A 19419-nucleotide genomic window follows, 5' to 3' on the forward strand; every position below is an offset into this window, starting at 1 on the left:
ATTTTTTTTAAACATTCTAATGTAAAATTATTTAAAATTAGCAAAAATAATAAAAAAAGGACTATTAAATGAGAGAAAAAACCGTATTTGAACTAATCGTAGAAGGAAAAATCCCTGCTAATAAAGTTTTAGAAAGTGAAAAATTTTTAGCTTTTCATGATATCAATCCTAAAGCACCTATTCATATTTTAATCATTCCAAAAGAGCATTTTGAAAACTTTCAAGAATTAAGACCTGAATTAATGAGTGAAATGACACAATTTATCCAAGAACTAGCTACTCTTTTAGGACTTGATAAAAGTGGATATAGATTAATCACAAATTGTGGAAAAAATAGCGGACAAGAAGTTTTTCATTTACATTTTCATATGTTAGGTGGATTTGAGCTTCCAAAAAATAAAGAAACCCAAATCAATCCTCAATCTTTATTCTAAAAAGAGCTAACTCTTTTTAGATAGCAGGACCAGCTAGTTTAAATTCTGCTCCTTCTTTTACATCTTCATAGCGTTTGAAATTTTCTATAAACATTTTTGCAAGCTTTAATTTAGTTTCTTCATAAGCTTTTTTATCCTCCCAAGTATTAACAGGGTTTAATAACTTACTTTCTACACCCGCTAATTCTTTTGGAACTGCAAGATTAAATAAATCATAGTTTTCAAACTCACAATTTTGTATGCTACCATCTAAAATCGCATTAATACAAGCTCTAGTAGCTTTAATACTCATTCTTTTGCCTACACCATAAGCTCCACCGCTCCAACCGGTATTTACCAGATAAACATTTACATTATGCTTGCTGATTTTTTCGCCCAAAAGTTTTGCATAAACAGTTGGGTGTAATGGCAAAAACACTTCTCCAAAACAAGCTGAAAAAGTCGCAACAGGTTCGGTAATGCCTCTTTCAGTACCTGCTACTTTAGCAGTATAACCACTTAGAAAATAATACATTGCTTGTTCTTTACTAAGCTTACTAACCGGAGGTAAAACACCAAAAGCATCCGCTGAAAGGAAAATAATATTACTAGGATGACCTGCACTAAGGCTTGGCTCGTGATTTAAAATATGCTCTATCGGATAAGAAACTCTAGTATTTTCAGTTTTAGAACCATCATTGAAATCAACGCTTAAATCATCTTTTAAAACTACATTTTCTAAAAGTGCATTTTGCTTTATAGCTCCATAAATTTCTGGTTCACTTTGAGGATCAAGGTTAATACATTTTGCATAACAACCTCCTTCAAAATTAAACACACCCTCATCATCCCAACCATGCTCATCATCGCCTATTAATTTTCTTTTTGGATCAGTTGAAAGAGTAGTTTTACCCGTACCACTAAGCCCAAAGAAAAGCGCTACATCACCTTTTTCTCCAACATTAGCACTACAATGCATAGAAAGTTTATTTTCTAGTGGAAGCCAATAATTCATCATAGAAAAAATTCCTTTTTTCATCTCTCCACCATACCAAGTTCCACCAATTACTGCTATATTTTTTTCTATGTTAAAAATGACAAAAACCTCTGAATTTAAACCATCTTTTTTATAATCTTCATTAATACATTTGCAAGCATTATACACCACAAAATCAGGTTTAAACTCACTAAGTTCTTCTTCTTTTGGACGAATGAACATATTTTTTACAAAATGTGCTTGCCATGCAATTTGAGTTACAAAACGCACAGCTTTACGACTTTTTAACGAAGCTCCACAATATGCATCTTGGATATAAATATCACTATTACTAAGTTGTTTTTTAGCTTTTGCTAAAAGCTTTTCAAATAATTCCTCACTAATAGGCTGATTAATCTTACCCCAAGCAATGTATTTTTGCGAAGGATCTTGTTTTACAAAATATTTATCTTTAGGACTTCTTCCAGTAAAAATTCCTGTATCTACACTAAAGGTACCATTTTTAGTACATACACCTTCATTATTGTTTTTTTCGTGCTTTAAAAGCTCATCATAACTAAGATTGTGAAAAACTTGTCCGATATTTTCTAAGCCTAAATTTTCTAAACCTTTCATCTTTACCTCCTTATTTATAAGTCATTAAAGCTTGACCTTCACTTACACTCTCACCAGTATTTATTAAAAGTTCTGCAATTTCTCCATCTTTACTTGCACTAATCTCAATTTCCATTTTCATAGCTTCAAGTACAGCTACAACTTGACCTGCCTTTACACTATCATTTTCTTTAACTAAAATTTTAAATACATTTGCATTCATACTTGCAACAATAGCATTATCACTTACTTGAGTTTTTGCAACTTTTGCATTATCTGCACTTACTTTTACAGCACTTTTAACATTAACATCTCTATCAAACCCTGCACTTACTTCTACATGGTATTTGTTACCATTAACTGAAACGGTAAATTGATTTTCATCGATAAGACTTGATTTTAATTTGCTATTTTTTCTAACATTAACCTTAGCTTCACCTTTTAAGAAAGCTATGCCTTTTTCTTTACAAGCTGCAACGATAAAAATATTTTCTTCACTTGTTTCTAAATTTTCTTTTTCTAATAAGTTTTTAATATAAGCTGTACTTTTGCTCTCATCAGCATCAGCAATATCTGTGGCTAATTTTGTAGTTGGTTCTAATTTTAATTGCTCGCTTGCAAGCTTAATTACTTCAGGATCTGGAGCAACGGGAGTTTTTCCAAAATATCCTAAAACCATTTTTCCATATCCATCTGCAATTTTTTTCCAAGGACCAAACATTACATTATTAAAAGCTTGCTGGAAATAAAACTGCGATACAGGAGTAACAGAAGTACCATAACCACCTTTTTCTACTACTTCTTGCATAGCTTTTATAACTTGAGGAAATTTATCTAAAATATTATTATCTCTCATCATTTGTGTATTAGCAGTTAGTGCTCCACCCGGCATAGGTGAAAAAGGTATTAAAGGATTCACCGCTGTTGCTTCAGGTGGTAGAAAATAATCTTTTAAACAATCTTTTAACACTTCTTCGTATTTTAAAATTTTTTCTTCATCTAAACCAAGATCAAAATTGCTTCCTTTTAGAGCATGAAGCATTGTTAAAATATCAGGTTGAGAAGTACCGCCACTAACAGGAGCTGCAGCTAAATCTATACCATCAACACCTGCTTCTAAAGCCGCTAAATAGCATGCTATGCTTACCCCTGCGGTTTCATGCGTATGTAATCTTATATGCATATTTTCAGGCAGGTTTTTTCTAGCCATTTTAATAACTTCATAAATTTTATTTGGATTTGAAGTTCCGCTTGCATCTTTAAAACAAATACTATCAAAAGGAATTTGAGCTTGTAGGATTTCTTTTAAAATTCTTTCATAAAATGGCACATCATGCGCACCTTTACATTTTGGAGGTAAATCCATTAAAGTAATGGTAATTTCATGTTTTAAGCCATGTTTAACTATACATTCTCCACTAAATTTTAAATTATTTACATCATTTAATGCATCAAAATTTCTTATTGTAGTTGCACCGTGTTTTGCAAACATTTTTGCATGCAAATTGATAATTTCTTTACTACCTGTATCAAGTGCTACGGTATTAACCCCTCTTGCAAGAGTTTGTAAATTTGCATCTTTTCCAACGATGGCTCTAAATTTGTCCATCATTTCAAAAGCATTTTCGTTCAAATAAAAAAATAAACTTTGGAATCTAGCTCCACCACCAAATTCAAAATGCTTAATATCTGCTTCTTTAGCTGCTTCTAGGGCAGGAAAAAAATCATTCATTAAAACTCTAGCACCATAAACAGATTGAAAACCATCCCTAAATGTGGTATCCATCACATCAATTAACTTTTTAGCCATAATTTTTCCTTATTTTTACATCTTTGCAATTATAACTCTACTTTCTTAAAAAATAAATTTATAAAATTTGATTTAACATAATGATAATAATCGCAATAGGTGCAACAAATCTAAGTAAAAAATACCATACTTCAAAAATACTTCTACTCATAAACTTAGAAAATAAATTGTAAATTTTTATTTTTTCCACAAAAAATCCTACGAAAATAGCACTTGCAATAGCTCCAAGTGGGAGCATAAAATTAGAAGTTAATTTATCTAAAATATCAAAAAAACTTAAACCAAAAAAACTAAAGCTAGCCCCATAATTAGCACTAAAAGATAAAATACAACTCATTCCCAAAAGAAAGACTACAAAGCCTATAAAAACCAAAGCTTTTTTTCTTGAAATTTTATATTCATTTACAAGATAAAAAGTAAAAGGTTCTATCATAGAAACTGCTGAAGTAATCCCTGCAAAAAATAAAGCTAAGAAAAAACAAAAAGCTAAAAAATGTCCAAAGATAGCACCTAAATTAGAAAATAAAGTTGTTAAAGATATAAATACAAGCCCAGCTCCTTCTGCAGGATTAGCATTAAATTTAAATATAAAAGTAAATACAATAAGTCCCATCATCAAACCTATACTGATATTTAAAAGCACAATTATGGCCGAACTTGTAATTAAATTTGTATCGTCTTTTAAAGAGGCTGCATAAGTGGTAATACAACCTATACCTAAACATAAAGTAAAAAAAGCAAGACCTAAAGCTGTTAAAACAGAGTTTAAACTAAGCTTGGTAAAATCAGGATAAAACAAATAAACAAAAGCTTCCTTAAAACCATCTTGAAAAAAACAATATACTAGCATTAAAACAAGCATAATAAACAAACTTGGCATAATCCAAACATTAAGTTTTTCTATACCGCTTTTAACCCCTCTTGAAACAACAAACAAGGTAAGAAAAAAAGCAATTAAAAAATACAAACTACTTTCTAAAATACTATTTTGTATTAAATTTCCAAATAAAGCTCCTGCTTCTTGAGTATTACTAGGTAGATAATAAATCGAAGTTATCATATATTTTAAAACCCAACCCATAATAACAAGATAAAAAGATAATACAAAAATTCCACCGAGCATAAAAAATCCAGCAAATTTCCATTTTTGAGCATATTTAGTTGCTAAGCTTTTATAAGCATTTACAGGATCACTCTGACTTAATCTTCCCATAGCAATTTCAGCCAAAAATACACAAAATCCTATACTAATAGTCAAAAGTAAATACAAAAGCACAAAAGCAAAACCACCATTTTGGCCTACTAAGGTTGGAAATTTCCAAGCATTTCCAAGCCCTATAGCTCCACCTGCTACTGCTAATACAAAACCTATTTTAGAAAATTTATCATTCATTTTAATACCTTAGAAAAAAAGCTGTCTAGCCATGATTAAAATAACCGCTAATGGAGAAATGTATCTTAAAAAGATATACCAAATTTCAAAATATATCCCACGCATAAATGGGTAAAATAAAGTTTGTAAAGCTTCTTTTTTAAGCACAAAACCCACAAAAAATGCTGTAATTAAAGCAGAAATTGGCATTAGCAAATTTTGTATGAAAAAGTCTAAAATATCAAAAAAACTTTTCCCAAAGAAATTTAAACTTGGTGCGCTTGCATGATAAAAAGAAAGTATAGATAAACTTCCAAGAAAATAAACAATCATACCCACAAAAACCAAAGCTTTTTTTCTTGAAATTTGATAACGATTTATAAGATAAAAAGTAAAAGGTTCTATCATAGAAATAGCCGAAGTAATCCCTGCAAAAAATAAAGCTATAAAAAAGGCTATGGCTAAAACATTTCCCAAAAATCCTAACTTTGCAAAAAGTGTAGTTAATGATATAAATATAAGTCCTGGACCTTGTTGAGTAGGATCGGCTCCGAATTCAAATATAAAAGTAAATACAATAAGTCCCATCATCAAACCAATGATAGTATTAATAATGATAATATTTAAAGCACTGCTTATAAAATTTGTTTTATCGGGCAAACTTGCTGCATAAGTTAAAATCACACATACACCCAAAGACATACTAAAAAATGCAAGCCCTAGTGCATCTAATATAGAATTAACACTTAATTTTGAAAAATCAGGTACAAATAAAAACTCACTTGCTTTAGAAAAACCATCCATACTAAAAGAATATCCAAGCATTAAAATAAGCAGTATAAATAAGCTTGGCATCATCCAAACATTGAGTTTTTCTATACCACTTTTAACACCTTTTGATACTACATAAAAAATTACTATAAACACAAAAGTAAAACATATAAATTGAGATAAAACATCATTAGAAAGTAAATTTCCAAAAATAGCGCCTGCTTCTTTTGTATCTTTAGGTAATTCAAAAAACCCAAAATAAGCATATTTTGCTATCCAACCTATAACAACACTATAAAAAGACACTAAAATAATAGCACCAAGCATAAAAAATCCCGCAAATGACCATGCCTTTTTATTTTTTGGCGCTAAAGTATAATAAGCATTTACAGGATCTTTTTCACTAAGTTTTCCTATGCTAAGTTCAGCCAAAAATATCACAAAAGCCACACCCAAGGTTAAAAGTAAATATACCACCACAAAAGCTGAACCACCATTGTTACCCACTAAAGTTGGAAATTTCCAAGCATTTCCAAGTCCAACAGCTGAACCTGCTACCGCTAATACAAAGCCTATTTTAGAAAATTTTTCATTCATCTTTTAACCTTAAAAAAATAATTGTTTTGCCATGATTAAAATCACAGCTAAAGGCGAGATATATCTTACAAAAAAATACCAACACTCAAAGTATTTACCCCTCATATAAGGATAAAATAAAGTTTGTAAAGCTTCTTTTTTAAGCACAAAACCTACAAAGATTGCACCAAATAATCCACCTAAAGGCATCATTAAATTTGAAGCAATAAAATCTAATATATCAAAAAAACTTTTTCCAAAAAATTCTAAAGAATCTTTACTCCACTCAATTCCTGATAAAATACACAAACTTCCCAAAAAATACACAATGAAAGCTATAAAAATCAAAGCTTTTTTTCTTGTAAAATTATAAGAATTGATTAAATAAAAGGTTAAAGGTTCTATCATGGAAACTGCTGAAGTAATCCCTGCAAAAAACAAAGCTATAAAAAAAGCCACAGCTAAAATATTTCCCAAAGGTAAAAAGCCAATTGGGTCAATATTTGAAAACAAACTCATCAAAGATACAAAAATCAAACCTGGACCTTGTTGAGCTGGATCTCCATTAAATTCAAATATGAAAGTAAATACAATAAGTCCCATCATAATACCAATAATAATATTAATAATGATAATGTTAATAGTGCTTGTAATAAAATTTGTTTTATCAGATAAACTTGCAGAATAAGTTATAATTGAACCCACTCCAATAGATAAAGAAAAACAAGCAAGCCCTAATGCACTTAAAAATGCTCCTACACTAAGCTTAGAAAAGTCTGGAGAAAACAAAAACTCACTTGCTTTAGAAAAACCATCCATACTAAAAGAATATCCAAGCATTAAAATAAGTAGTATAAATAAGCTTGGCATCATCCAAACATTGAGTTTTTCTATACCACTTTTAACACCTTTTGATACTACATAAAAAATTACTATAAACACAAAAGTAAAACATATAAACTGAGATAAAACATCATTAGAAAGTAAATTTCCAAAAATAGCACCACTTTCTTCTATGCTTTTTGGTAAAGGAAAAAACCCAAAATAAGCATATTTAACAATCCATCCTATTATCACGCTATAAAAAGAAACAATCAAAATAGCACCTATTAAAGAAAAACCAACTATAGACCAAGCTCTTTTATGTTTTGGAGCTAAAGTATAATAAGCATTTACAGGATCTTTTTCACTAAGTTTTCCTATGCTAAGTTCAGCCAAAAATATCACAAAACCTACCCCCAAAGTCAAAAGCAAATATAAAAGTACAAAAGCTGAACCTCCATTTTGTCCTACCAAAGTTGGAAATTTCCAAGCATTTCCAAGTCCAACAGCTGAACCTGCTACCGCTAATACAAAGCCTATTTTAGAAAATTTTTCATTCATAAAGATAACCTTAAATTTATAAAACTATAAAAATTTTTAATGTAGCTAAAAAAAACTTTAATTTATTTTAAAATATATAATATTAATTTAAATTTCAATAATTTTAAAGTTATATTTGTATATAATTTCGCTTTCATAAATCACGAGTAGGGATACGCAAGCCGAAAGGATTTAAATTTTTACAAGGAAAAACTATGAAAAAAATCGTATTTTTAATGCTAGCTTTAAGCGGTTTTGCATTTGCAGCTGAAGGCTCTATGAATCAATGGTTAGCTTCTTTTTCTATCTTAGCAGCAGGTTTAGGACTTGGTGTTGCAGCTTTAGGTGGAGCTATCGGTATGGGTAATACTGCAGCAGCAACTATAGCGGGTACTGCTAGAAACCCTGGTCTTGGTGGTAAATTAATGACTACTATGTTTATTGCTTTAGCGATGATTGAAGCTCAAGTTATTTATGCGCTTGTTATTGCTCTTATCGCTCTTTATGCTAATCCATTCCAAGCATTAGTAGCAGCTTAAAATTTTCAAAGCCCTCTTGTGGGGCTTATGCGGTTATGGTGGAATTGGTAGACACGCCATCTTGAGGGGGTGGTGCGCTCAGCGTGTGCGAGTTCAAATCTCGCTAACCGCACCATTTTTATTTTTTAAGGATTATCAAAACAAAATGACTTTCTATATTTTAGTCAGTGCAATAACTTTTTTAATTCTTTTTTTTGCCATAAAAAAATATACTCTAAAACTAGATGAACAAGCCTTACTTGAACCTATTAAAAATGATATTTATCCTGAATTTTGTGATCTAATTAACGAAGAGATAAGAAATATAAAAAATAATCTTTTACAAAATACCTTTACACTCCAAGATGAAAATTATAAAGATGAATTTTTAGAGAATTTAAGCAATATGAGTAGAAAACTTAATCATATCCAAACAATGAATTTAAGTAAAAGAAATAATGCTTTATGGGAAGAAACACTTTTTGGATTTTTAAAAGAGCTTGAAGAACTTAACAAACAATATCTAAATGACAATGAGAAAATTAACGATGAAATAAGAAATTCTCTCCAAGAAAAATTTTATAATTTAACAAAAAGCTAATATAAACAAATTATTTATTTTAAAAAGCACTATATAATTCCGAATTATTTTATAAAGGGGTTTTATGTTTATCAACAAGAAAAAAATTAATGAACAAATTACTCAATTAGAGCAATCTAATCAAACTTTTCAAGATATACTTAATGCTATTAGCAAAACTATGGCCATGATAGAATTTCAAACAGATGGAACTATTATTAATGCTAATGAAAATTTTCTAAAAACTATGAATTACTCTTTAAATGAAATCAAAGGTAAACACCATAGTATGTTTTGTTTACCAGAGGTTGTAAAGTCGCAACGCTATGTTGATTTTTGGAGAGATTTAAAAAGCGGTATATCAAGAAATGGACTTTTTAGACGCATTGCAAAAGGCGGGAAAGATATTTATCTTGAAGCCAATTATCTTCCTATTTTAAACCAAAACAATGAAGTGTATAAGGTTATTAAATTTGCAAATGACATTACTCAAAGAAACTATGAAATGCTTGATCTAAAAAACACCATAGATGCTGCTAATCGTTCTATGGCTATTATTGAATTTAATCCTTATGGAGAGATTTTAAATGCTAATGAAAACTTCACTCAAACCATGGGTTATTCACTAAGTGAAATCAAAGGAAAACACCATAGTATGTTCTGCGAGGAAAAATTTAGGAATTCCAAAGAATATACAATTTTTTGGGAAGAGCTAAGAAGTGGTAAATTTCAATCAGGAAAATTCATACGCTTTGGTAAAAACAACAAACTAATCCATTTAGAAGCAAGTTATAATCCTATCAAAAATGATGATGGAGAAATTTACAAAGTTATTAAATTTGCAACAGATATTACCGAACAAGTTGTAAGAGATGAGGAAAAATTAAAGCTCATTAGTGAATTAGCTGAACAAAATGACAATCTCACTCAAGAGGGCGATAGTGTTATAGAAAATACGGTTCAAAATATTCAAGGCATTGCTGATATGATGAACAATAGTAGCAATCTCGTATCATCATTAAATGAACAATCAGAAGAAATTAAAAATATTATTCAAACCATTAGCGATATAGCCGATCAAACCAATCTTTTAGCTCTAAATGCGGCTATTGAGGCAGCGCGTGCAGGTGAGCATGGTAGAGGTTTTGCTGTTGTTGCTGATGAAGTTAGAAATCTAGCTGAAAGAACTGGACATTCAGTAAATGAAATCACTACTACCATTAATTCTATCAGAAATGTAACAGCTGAAGTTGTACAAAGCATTAAAGATGGCTTAAGTGGCGTAAATCAAAGCGTGGATTTAGCCAAAGAAGCTAGAGAATGTATGGAAAAAATTAGAAATAGTTCAGCTCAAGTAGCTCAAGCTATGCAAGATAAATAAAAGTTTTTAGCTTAAAGGCTAAAAACTTTTCCTGCTATAAAACTTTTTTCTACCTTACCTTGCAAGATATCATTTGCATATAAACCTTCTCCATTAAAAGAAAGTTTTTCATCAAATATAACTAAATCAGCATCAAAACCAAGTTCTATTTTACCTTTATTTAATCCTAAAAATTGCGCTTGATTATAGCTTGTAAAATCACATAATTCTTTCCAAGTTAAGATACCTTCTTTTACTAAATATGTAAAACATAAACTCATATATATAGCTATGGCATTAACTCCAAAATCTGCTTCATCAAAAGCCAAATCTTTTTTAGTGTTAGGAGTATGCAAAGAACTTAAGAAAGTAATTTTCTTATCTTGAAGCAACTTTTTAAGATTTGTTGCCTCATCTTTTGTTCTTAATGGAGGTAAAATTTTTGCTTGAGTGTTAAAATTTTCACAAGTACTTTCATCTTTGATTAAATGATGGATTGAAATTTCACTATATTGATCATGCAATAATTCAAACGATCTTGCAATTGCTAAAGAGCTAAAACAAGCTTTGTTTTTATAAAATTCCACTAATTCTTTCATTTTTGCCACTTCACTAGTTTCAGCTATATCACTAATTCCTATAAGTCCTAATTCAAAGCTTATTTGTCCATCATTCATTACTCCATGATCGTCAAAACTCTCATCAAAACACTTTAAAAATACAGGGGTTGATTTCATATTGGCATATTGCATACATTGTCTTAAATAATTTGCTCCTAAAGTACTTGAAAGCTCTAAGCCTTTTGCGCCCATATCAATTAAGGTAGCAATATTTTTTAATTTTTCTGTTTTATCTAATACATTAATAGTAGGTAAAACATTAATATCTAAAGATTTTAATTTATCAAAATAAAGCGCATAACCTTGAGTATTAGCTTCTAAACTATCTTTTAAAACAATAGTCCCTACCCCACCTTTTAAGCATGCTTTTTCAAGATCATATAATTTATCTATACTAAATTCATTATCAAGCAAACTAACATTTAAATCAATAAACGAAGGAAGTAAAGTTTTGCCTTCTATATCAACAATATACCCATCATCAATTAAATCATTAGCAATTTGAGTAATTTTCCCATCTTCTATTTTAAGATCAAGCTTTTGTTCGCCATAAATTTTTGCATTTTTGATGATCATGATATTTCCTCCTTTGATGACATCAAATCTTTCAAAGATTCCCAAGCATTCTTACCCTCTAGCATTAAGACTACTTCGTTAACAATCGGGGTATAAATTTGAAATTGTTTCGATAAAGAATGTATAGCATAAGCAGTTTGCACTCCTTCAGCTACCTCGCCAAGTTCCATTAAAATATCTTTTATATTTTTGTCACTAGCCAAACTCAAACCTACTCTATAATTTCTTGATAAGTTACTTGAAGCTGTTAAAAATAAATCTCCAGCCCCACTAAGCCCTAAAAATGTTTCTTCTTTAGCATTAAAAAATTGTCCAAAGCGGTGCATTTCCACTAAACCTCTTGAAACTAAAGAAGCTCTTGCATTATTGCCTAAATTTAAACCATCGCAAACTCCACTTGCAATTGCTAAAACATTCTTATATGCACCACAAATTTCAGCGCCTTTAACATCAGAACTTGTATAGGTTTTAATATAATTTGGAAAAAAACTTGCAAATTGATTACAAAGCTCTTGATTTTTACCACTAACAACCAAAGCACAAGGTTTTTTTTCTAAAACTTCACTTGCAAAAGAAGGACCACTTAAAAAACAAAGTCTATCACTACTTATGAACTCACTAAAAACCTCATCCATAAATTTTAAACTTTTACAATCAATACCCTTAGAAGCTACAAGAATTTTTTGATTTAAATCTTTAAAATTATTTGCAAGCCATTCATGCATTCCTTGAGCATATAAAGCAAAAACTAAATATTCGTATTCTAAAGCTTCTTTGGTACTAACAAAATAAGAAAGATCTTTTTCGTGAAAAGAAGTTATTACGCATTCATTTTTAACGCTCAATGCATCATATAAAGCACTTCCCCATTTTCCTGCACCAACAACTGCTATTTTCATATTTAACCAAGTTTCGCTTTTAAAATTTCATTTACCTTAGCAGGATTAAATGCACCCTTACCTGCTTTCATTGCTTGACCGACAAAGAAACCAAAAAGTTTATCTTTACCACTTTTATATTCAACTACTTTATCTTCATTGTTTGCTAAAATTTCATCAATAATCTTTTCAATAGCACCATCATCACTTACTTGTTTTAAACCAAGTTTTTCAATAGCATCATCAATTTCAACTTCTGTATTTTCAAATACATAAGCTAAAATATCCTTACCTGCTTTAGCGCTAATAACACCTTCTTCTATACGTTTGATCAAAACAGCTAATTTTTCTTGTTTTATAGGTGAGTTTTCTATAGTCAATTCGCCTTTTAAAAGCCCCATTAACTCTGTCGTAAGCCAAGTAACACAAAGTTTTGGATTTAATTTTTGATTAATTAGATACTCAAAATATCTACAAAGCTCTAATGAAGAAACAATCACTTCACTATCACTTTCTTTAATGCCCAATTCACTCACAAATCTAGCTTTTTTCTCATCAGGAAGTTCAGGTATATCTTGATTTAGCATTTCATCATCTAAAATTACAGGTAAAAGATCAGGATCAGGGAAATATCTATATTCAGCAGAATCTTCCTTACCTCTCATACTTCTAGTAACTAAATTAACCGTATCAAATAATCTTGTTTCTTGCACAACTTCTTGATCGTATTTTCCATCTTCCCAAGCTTCACTTTGGCGTTTTACTTCATACTCAATCGCCTTTTGAATAAAACGGAATGAATTTAAATTTTTAATCTCCACTCTAGTATAAAGCTTATCATCACCTTTAGGACGAATACTAACATTAGCATCACATCTAAAACTACCTTCTTGCATATTTGCATCTGAAATGTCTAAAAATCTTATAATAGAATGTAATTTTTTCAAATAAGCTACTGCTTCATCGGAACTTCTAAGTTCAGGTTCACTGACAATTTCAAGCAAAGGCGTGCCTGCTCTATTTAAATCTACTTTTGAAAAATTACTCTCATGTATATTTTTTCCTGCATCTTCTTCTAAATGAGCCCTAGTGATACCTATGCGTTTATTTTCTCCATTTACATTGATAAATAACTCACCATTTTCCACTATAGGAATATCAAATTGCGAAATTTGATAAGCTTTTGGTAAATCAGGATAAAAATAATTTTTTCTATTAAAAATACTTTTTTTATTTATAGTTGCATTAACTGCTTTTCCAAATGCTATAGCTTTTTTTACCGCTTCTTGATTTAATACAGGTAAAGCACCTGGTAAAGCTAAACATGTTGGGCATACATTAGTATTTGATTTTTCTCCAAAAGAAGTCGCACATGAACAAAAGATTTTTGTTTTTGTATTTAATTGTGCATGAACTTCAAGTCCTATAACAACTTCAAACATTAAAATTTTCCTTAGAATTTTTTGTTTATTCTAGCGTTTTTTATTTCAAAAAGAGTTTAAAAAAGAATAAAAGAAGAAGATTAAAAAAGAAAAAAGCAAAAAATATTTTTTGCTTTTTAAAAATTAATGATGCTCATCAACTACAGTTGCACCTGCTAAATAAACATAAGTTAAAATCATAAAAATAAAAGATTGTAAAAATGCCATAAAAGTTAAAAGCATATAAGCAGGCAATGGCGCAACCCAAGGCACAAGAGCTAAAATAACTGCTAAGAATAAATCATCTCCCTTGATATTACCAAATAAACGGAAAGATAAAGAAATAACTCTTGAAAAATGAGAAACCACTTCTATAGGAAACATCAAAGGTGCTAGAATTTTCACAGGTCCCATGAAATGTGCAAAATACTTAAAAAATCCTTGAGTTCTAATACCTTCAAAATGATAATACACAAATACTATAATAGCCAAAGAAGCACTAAAATTTAAACTTGCTGTTGGAGCTTCAAAACCAGGGATGATTCCTATGATATTACTAAAAAACACCATAAAACCTATAGTTGCAACTAAAGGTAAATATTTTCTAGCAGCTTCATCGCTACCCATAGTATCCCTACCCATGCTTAAAATGCCTTCCATATAAGCTTCAGCCAAATTCTGACTACCTCTTGGGACAATTTGCATAGATCTTGTAGCAAGTTTTGCTAAAATCAAAGAAATCACAACCACTATACCCAAATGAAAAAAGTATGCAAAAGTGTGGCTAGAATCTATAAAAGAACTAAATAAAAATAAATCTTTCATTAAAAATCCTTAGCAGAATAAATATTTCAAAGCTAATATTATAAAAAAATTGCTTATATTTTAATGAAAATTCATTTTATTAGCACAAAAATATCCACCCAAAATCGCACCTGTAAAACCACCTCCAGGAAATATAAAAGCATTAGCAAAATATAAATTTTCTATACTTTTACTTTTATAATGCAATCTATATTTAACCCCTTCTTGATCTTGAGAAAATCCATAAATTGTACCCTCATAAGCTTTAGTATATCTTTGTATAGTTTTTGGCGTGGCTAATTCTTGATGGATTAAGTGTGAACTTAAATTTGGAAAAATCTCATCTAGTCTTTGCACTATGGCTTTTAATACTTCTTCTTTTTTAACTTTATAATCTTGCTTATTTAAATCCCACTCTTGATAATTTGAACTAAAAGCTACAACACCTATGTATTTATCACTAGCTAAGCCACTATCAACCTTAGAATAATTCACAAAAGCCATAGGCCTTTGTTTAATATCTAGTTTTAAAATATTAGTGTTTTCATATGAACTATTTAAAAAATCATCTTCAAATATAAAATTACAATAATCCATATTTTCATAAATTTTAGAAATATCTTTATCATAAATAAAATAAGCGCTTACTAAAGAACAAGCACGCTTTTTAGATTCTATTGCTTTGATTTCTTGGGTTAAATTTAACTCTTTAAGCAAGTCTTTATATACGATTAAAGGATCGCAATTTGCGATGATATTTTGCGCATGGATGGTATGTTTTTGATTATTTTGAATGTATTCTACTCCATAAGCTTTTTGTTCTTTTGTGAGTATTTTAACAACTTCAGCCTTAGCTAAAACCTGCCCTTGATTTTCTTTGATAACCTCAGCCAAAGCATCACTTAAAGCTTGCGAGCCACCTTTAATATACACTCCACCATCATAATAATGCTTTTGAGCAATGCCATGAAAACTGAAAATAAATTCTTTACTATCATGATGATAATAACTCATATTTGCATTTAAAATCTTTTTTAGCTTATCATTTTTAATATAAGCATTTAAAACATCATAAACTTTTTTATTAAACAATCTATTTTTAATAAATATCCAAGCAGTGTCAAAAGGAAACAACAATAACTCACTTAATTTTAAATCCCAAGGAAATCTTCGAATAGCATAAGCTTGCGTTTTTATAGCTTTAAAATATTTATCTATACCTTTGCACTCTTGCGGAAATTCTTTTTTCAAAACTTCTTTTACTTTTTCTATACCATGAGGTAAAGTTAGATTATAATTTTTACTTTTAATACTCCATGCACTTGGTAAAGGTAAAATTTGAATTTTATTCTTTATACCAAGCTTATCAAAAACCAAATGCTTCATATCAGTTTTTGCTTCACCTAGGTCCATCTCATGAAGTCCCGCATCAATCAAAGCGCCTTTTCTTTTAAAACAAGTAGCACAACCACCAATTAAAGAATGCTGTTCTAAAACTAAAACCCTTTTTCCATTTTTAGCTAAAAAAGCGCCTGCACTTAAGCCTCCAAGACCTGAACCTATAATGATTACATCAAATTTTACATCCATTCTAAAACCTCACGCAATTCTTTAGCTACAAAACATTTTAAGCCAAGTTCCTCCATAGGTTTTACAGGTACTATGGCATTTTTAAATTTTTGCATTTTAGCTTCTTTTAAACGCACATCAAGTGAAAATACTTCTTTGATTTCACCATTTAAACTAAGCTCACCCACAAAAACACTATCTTTGCTTAAAGGGCGGTTTTTAAAACTTGAAATAATTGCTGCAACCACCGCTAAATCTGCTGCAGTTTCACTAATTTTTACCCCACCACTTACATTAATAAAAACATCATAATGCCCCAAGGGAATTTCAAGCTTTCTCTCTAGTAAAGCTATGAGCATATCTAAACGATTTTTTTCATAGCCTGTTGCACTACGCTTTGGATAAGCACTCTCACAAACTAAGGCTTGAATTTCTAGCACTAAAGCTCTGCTTCCTTCCATCACTACACTCAAAGCACTACCACTTACTGCCTTACCACGCGTAAAAAATCTATTAGCTATATCTTTAGCACTAATCAAGCCTTTGGAAGTCATTTCAAAAATACCAACTTCGGAAATATTTCCAAAACGATTTTTAAAGCCTCTTAAAATTCTTATTTCTTTATTGGCATCGCCTTCAAAATAAAGCACTACATCTACCATATGCTCTAAAATTCTAGGTCCAGCTATAGCCCCATCTTTAGTGATATGTCCTATGATAAAAGTGCTAATATTATTGGCTTTAGAATAGCGCATCAACTCAAAAGTAATTTCTCTAACTTGAGTGATACTACCTGCTGCTGAAGTAATTTTATTAGAATATAAAGTTTGAATAGAATCAATAATTAAAATTTCATAATCTTTTTTAGAAAGCTCGCTTAAAATATCTTCCAAGCAAAGCTCAGTAAGTAAAAATAAATTCTCACAATTTGCATTTAAACGATCTGCACGCAGTTTGATTTGAGATTTACTCTCCTCGCCACTTACATAAAGTACTTTTTTACCACTTTTAGCCAAATTCGAAGCAATTTTTAATAAAAGTGTGGATTTTCCAACCCCAGGTGAACCCCCAATTAACACCAAAGAACCCACAACAAGCCCACCACCTAAAACTAAATCAAGCTCATTATCATCAGTGCTAATGCGTGTGAAATTTTCTGCTATAACATCATTTATACATACTGCAGAACTTGGGGTGTTTGAGAGTGAATTTAACTCTTTTAAAACCTTAATTTGTTCTTGCTTTAGCTCAACAAAACTATCCCAAGAACCACATTCAGGACATTTGCCTAGCCATTTACTTTGTTGATTTCCACAAGCTTGACATTCAAATAAAATGTGTTTTTTAGCCATAAATATTACCTAAATTTTTAAAAAGATTATATATTTTATTTTTAAATATTATCTAGTTGTCTTTTTCGAATCTCATCTTTTAACGGATCTAAATGTTTATTTATCTCATCTTTTGCCATTTTTATATTTGCTATTAAAATTTCAAATAAAAATATATGATCTTTTACCCAAGCTATATTCTTATCAAACCATTCTTCATTAGTCCTTGGATTAATCACATAAATTCTTGCTAAATTAAATTCAAATTGCTGCAAAAAAGGTCTAATAAATTCATATAAAAAAGTTTTACAATACTCATCAAGCTTAGTTTTATAAAAATCTAAATTTTTTATACTTTGGATAATCAAACTCTTCTTATCTTCAAATACCTCCAAAGATTGAATTTTATTTTCTATTTGAATCAAATTTTCAAAATAAAGTTCAAATTCTTTAACAAATCTATCGCAAAACTCTAAATTATCATTAATTACTTTATAACTTTGCAATAACAAATCATCTTGAGCATTCTTATCTATTGGCGATGGTTTTTCAAAAGGCTTTGTTAAATTTTCATCTAAAAATTCTTCACAACACTCTTTAAATGGTTTTTCTATAGTGCCTTCTATCCTAGCTCCACCTTCTGTGGCATTATAAAATTTAAAACCTTTTTTATTAGCTATATAATTTTGTATAGTAAATCTGAATGTATTCCAAGTACTATGAGTAAAAACTTCGCCAATTCCCCCATAAGCTATAGCTTTTTCCTCAACATCATTTAACTCTTCATCTTCATAATAATATCCACTGGCATGAGTTTTTCCATCTTCTCCATATGATAAATCTTGACCTATAAAAATAATATTTTCATGATTAAAATCACACGCTAATTGTAAAGCATTATAAGCTACTGTTCCGCCCGATGGAGATTTTCCAAAACCAAATAAATCAATTTTATTAAAAAATATGGTTGGATATGGAATTAGTAAAAAGTCTCTATTAGTGTTTTTTAAGTATTTAATCACTAAAGGGTGTACTAAGGTTAATAAAATAAATACTATATTATTATCTATATTTTCATAATTTTGCTTTAACAAATCAGCACTAAAATGAGTTCTTTCACTCATTAAAACAAAATCGGGTTTAATATTATTTTTTGCCAAAATAGAATAAGAACTATCAACACAAAATATACTAAATTTATCTTGATATTGTTTTAGTAAAGGAAGTTGCTTGTTTAAAGATGGGCCAGTAGAAACTATAATAGCTGATTTAACTTTTTTATTTCGCATAAGCCATAAATTTTTCAAGGGAGGATTTTTTATCATATTTGGTAAATTATAAATATATTGCACCAAACCTTGCAAAGAATCTTTAATATCATTACCTTGATGCAAAATAATAATTTTTAAAATTTCTGAAATTTTTTTGTTTAATTTGAGAATGTTATTTTCAAATTTTTCATAGTATTCATTATGTATGTGCATATCATATATTCTTAAAAAATTGTAAAAAGGTTTCATATAAAGTAAATACTCTAAATCTTGATTTGAAATTTCACTATTTAAAATGATTATTTTTCGCTCTTTTAATTCATTCGAAAAATCTAAAACACTAAACACACTATATAACAATTCTAAATCATCTTCAAAAACAACTATATGCTTTAAATTTGGATTATTCAGTAGGCATTTATACAAAACACCGCTACCAAAACCATAAAAATATAAAACAGGATATAGTAGATATTTATTTTGATATAAAGCAATGGTTTCTTCTAAATATTTTTTTGGGTTTTTATATAAATATTCTCCATTTTGATTTATCCAATTTAGTTGATCTACCCCCCCCCCTATTATCCATCGCCCAA

16 protein-coding genes and 1 tRNA gene are annotated in these 19419 nt (G+C 29.7%); 5 read left to right on the top strand and 12 right to left on the bottom strand.

The window, feature by feature from the left end; all coding sequences use genetic code 11:
- Positions 1-68: 68 nt before the first annotated feature.
- On the top strand, positions 69-434 hold the full coding sequence (locus tag L8W64_RS03965) for a histidine triad nucleotide-binding protein (protein ID WP_220566684.1): 366 nt from the start codon (positions 69-71) through the stop codon (positions 432-434).
- Between the two features lie 16 nt (positions 435-450).
- Here L8W64_RS03965 and pckA read toward each other — a convergent pair whose 3' ends face one another.
- The 5 genes from pckA to L8W64_RS03990 are packed head-to-tail and all read right to left on the bottom strand — an operon-like array spanning position 451 to position 7916.
- Positions 451-2025 (bottom strand): phosphoenolpyruvate carboxykinase (ATP), encoded by a 1575-nt coding sequence (gene pckA, locus L8W64_RS03970; protein ID WP_263659753.1) that lies wholly within the window; start codon positions 2023-2025, stop codon positions 451-453.
- 10 nt (positions 2026-2035) lie between these two features.
- Positions 2036-3814, bottom strand: coding sequence for a biotin/lipoyl-containing protein (locus L8W64_RS03975; RefSeq protein ID WP_263672909.1), 1779 nt, complete (start codon positions 3812-3814; stop codon positions 2036-2038).
- 58 nt (positions 3815-3872) lie between these two features.
- A complete protein-coding gene (locus tag L8W64_RS03980; protein WP_263672910.1) occupies positions 3873-5207 on the bottom strand; it encodes a sodium-dependent transporter in 1335 nt (444 codons plus the stop codon).
- A 9-nt stretch (positions 5208-5216) separates the two neighbouring features.
- Entirely contained in the window at positions 5217-6554 is a 1338-nt protein-coding gene (locus L8W64_RS03985; RefSeq protein ID WP_263672911.1) for a sodium-dependent transporter, read from the bottom strand.
- Between the two features lie 9 nt (positions 6555-6563).
- On the bottom strand, positions 6564-7916 hold the full coding sequence (locus tag L8W64_RS03990) for a sodium-dependent transporter (RefSeq protein WP_258108779.1): 1353 nt from the start codon (positions 7914-7916) through the stop codon (positions 6564-6566).
- 194 nt (positions 7917-8110) lie between these two features.
- On the opposite strand from L8W64_RS03990, the gene L8W64_RS03995 reads away from it, so the two are divergent.
- From L8W64_RS03995 to L8W64_RS04010, 4 genes are all read left to right on the top strand, one after another.
- Complete coding sequence (locus tag L8W64_RS03995) at positions 8111-8434, top strand: F0F1 ATP synthase subunit C (RefSeq protein WP_012661906.1); 324 nt, start codon at positions 8111-8113, stop codon at positions 8432-8434.
- Between the two features lie 29 nt (positions 8435-8463).
- Positions 8464-8549, top strand: a tRNA-Leu gene (locus L8W64_RS04000).
- A gap of 30 nt (positions 8550-8579) precedes the next feature.
- A complete protein-coding gene (locus L8W64_RS04005; protein ID WP_263662639.1) occupies positions 8580-9014 on the top strand; it encodes a hypothetical protein in 435 nt (144 codons plus the stop codon).
- 64 nt (positions 9015-9078) lie between these two features.
- The gene (locus L8W64_RS04010) at positions 9079-10374 is read left to right on the top strand and encodes a methyl-accepting chemotaxis protein (protein WP_257928992.1); all 1296 of its coding nucleotides are present in this window, start codon (positions 9079-9081) and stop codon (positions 10372-10374) included.
- 11 nt (positions 10375-10385) lie between these two features.
- Here L8W64_RS04010 and L8W64_RS04015 read toward each other — a convergent pair whose 3' ends face one another.
- The 7 genes from L8W64_RS04015 to L8W64_RS04045 all read right to left on the bottom strand — a co-directional run bounded on the left by L8W64_RS04015 (position 10386) and on the right by L8W64_RS04045 (position 19249).
- Complete coding sequence (locus tag L8W64_RS04015; protein ID WP_263661211.1) at positions 10386-11549, bottom strand: metal-dependent hydrolase; 1164 nt, start codon at positions 11547-11549, stop codon at positions 10386-10388.
- A complete protein-coding gene (locus tag L8W64_RS04020) occupies positions 11546-12448 on the bottom strand; it encodes an NAD(P)H-dependent glycerol-3-phosphate dehydrogenase (protein WP_133319694.1) in 903 nt (300 codons plus the stop codon). The genes L8W64_RS04015 and L8W64_RS04020 overlap by 4 nt, the downstream gene beginning before the upstream one ends.
- A gap of 2 nt (positions 12449-12450) precedes the next feature.
- Positions 12451-13869, bottom strand: a complete 1419-nt coding sequence (gatB, locus tag L8W64_RS04025; RefSeq protein ID WP_263671172.1) for an Asp-tRNA(Asn)/Glu-tRNA(Gln) amidotransferase subunit GatB — start codon at positions 13867-13869, stop codon at positions 12451-12453.
- Positions 13870-13992: 123 nt separating this feature from the next.
- Positions 13993-14673 (bottom strand): F0F1 ATP synthase subunit A, encoded by a 681-nt coding sequence (locus L8W64_RS04030; RefSeq protein WP_133319696.1) that lies wholly within the window; start codon positions 14671-14673, stop codon positions 13993-13995.
- A 60-nt stretch (positions 14674-14733) separates the two neighbouring features.
- Positions 14734-16242 carry a phytoene desaturase family protein gene (locus L8W64_RS04035; RefSeq protein WP_258107999.1) on the bottom strand — a complete coding sequence of 503 codons (1509 nt, stop codon included), beginning with the start codon at positions 16240-16242 and terminating at the stop codon, positions 14734-14736.
- On the bottom strand, positions 16233-17573 hold the full coding sequence (radA, locus tag L8W64_RS04040; protein ID WP_258108000.1) for a DNA repair protein RadA: 1341 nt from the start codon (positions 17571-17573) through the stop codon (positions 16233-16235). The genes L8W64_RS04035 and radA overlap by 10 nt, the downstream gene beginning before the upstream one ends.
- 41 nt (positions 17574-17614) lie before the next feature.
- Positions 17615-19249 (bottom strand): motility associated factor glycosyltransferase family protein, encoded by a 1635-nt coding sequence (locus L8W64_RS04045; protein WP_263672913.1) that lies wholly within the window; start codon positions 19247-19249, stop codon positions 17615-17617.
- Positions 19250-19419 lie beyond the last annotated feature (170 nt).

This window comes from Campylobacter sp. IFREMER_LSEM_CL1097, assembly GCF_025772225.1.
In the GTDB taxonomy this organism is placed as follows: Bacteria; Campylobacterota; Campylobacteria; order Campylobacterales; family Campylobacteraceae; genus Campylobacter_D; species Campylobacter_D lari_D.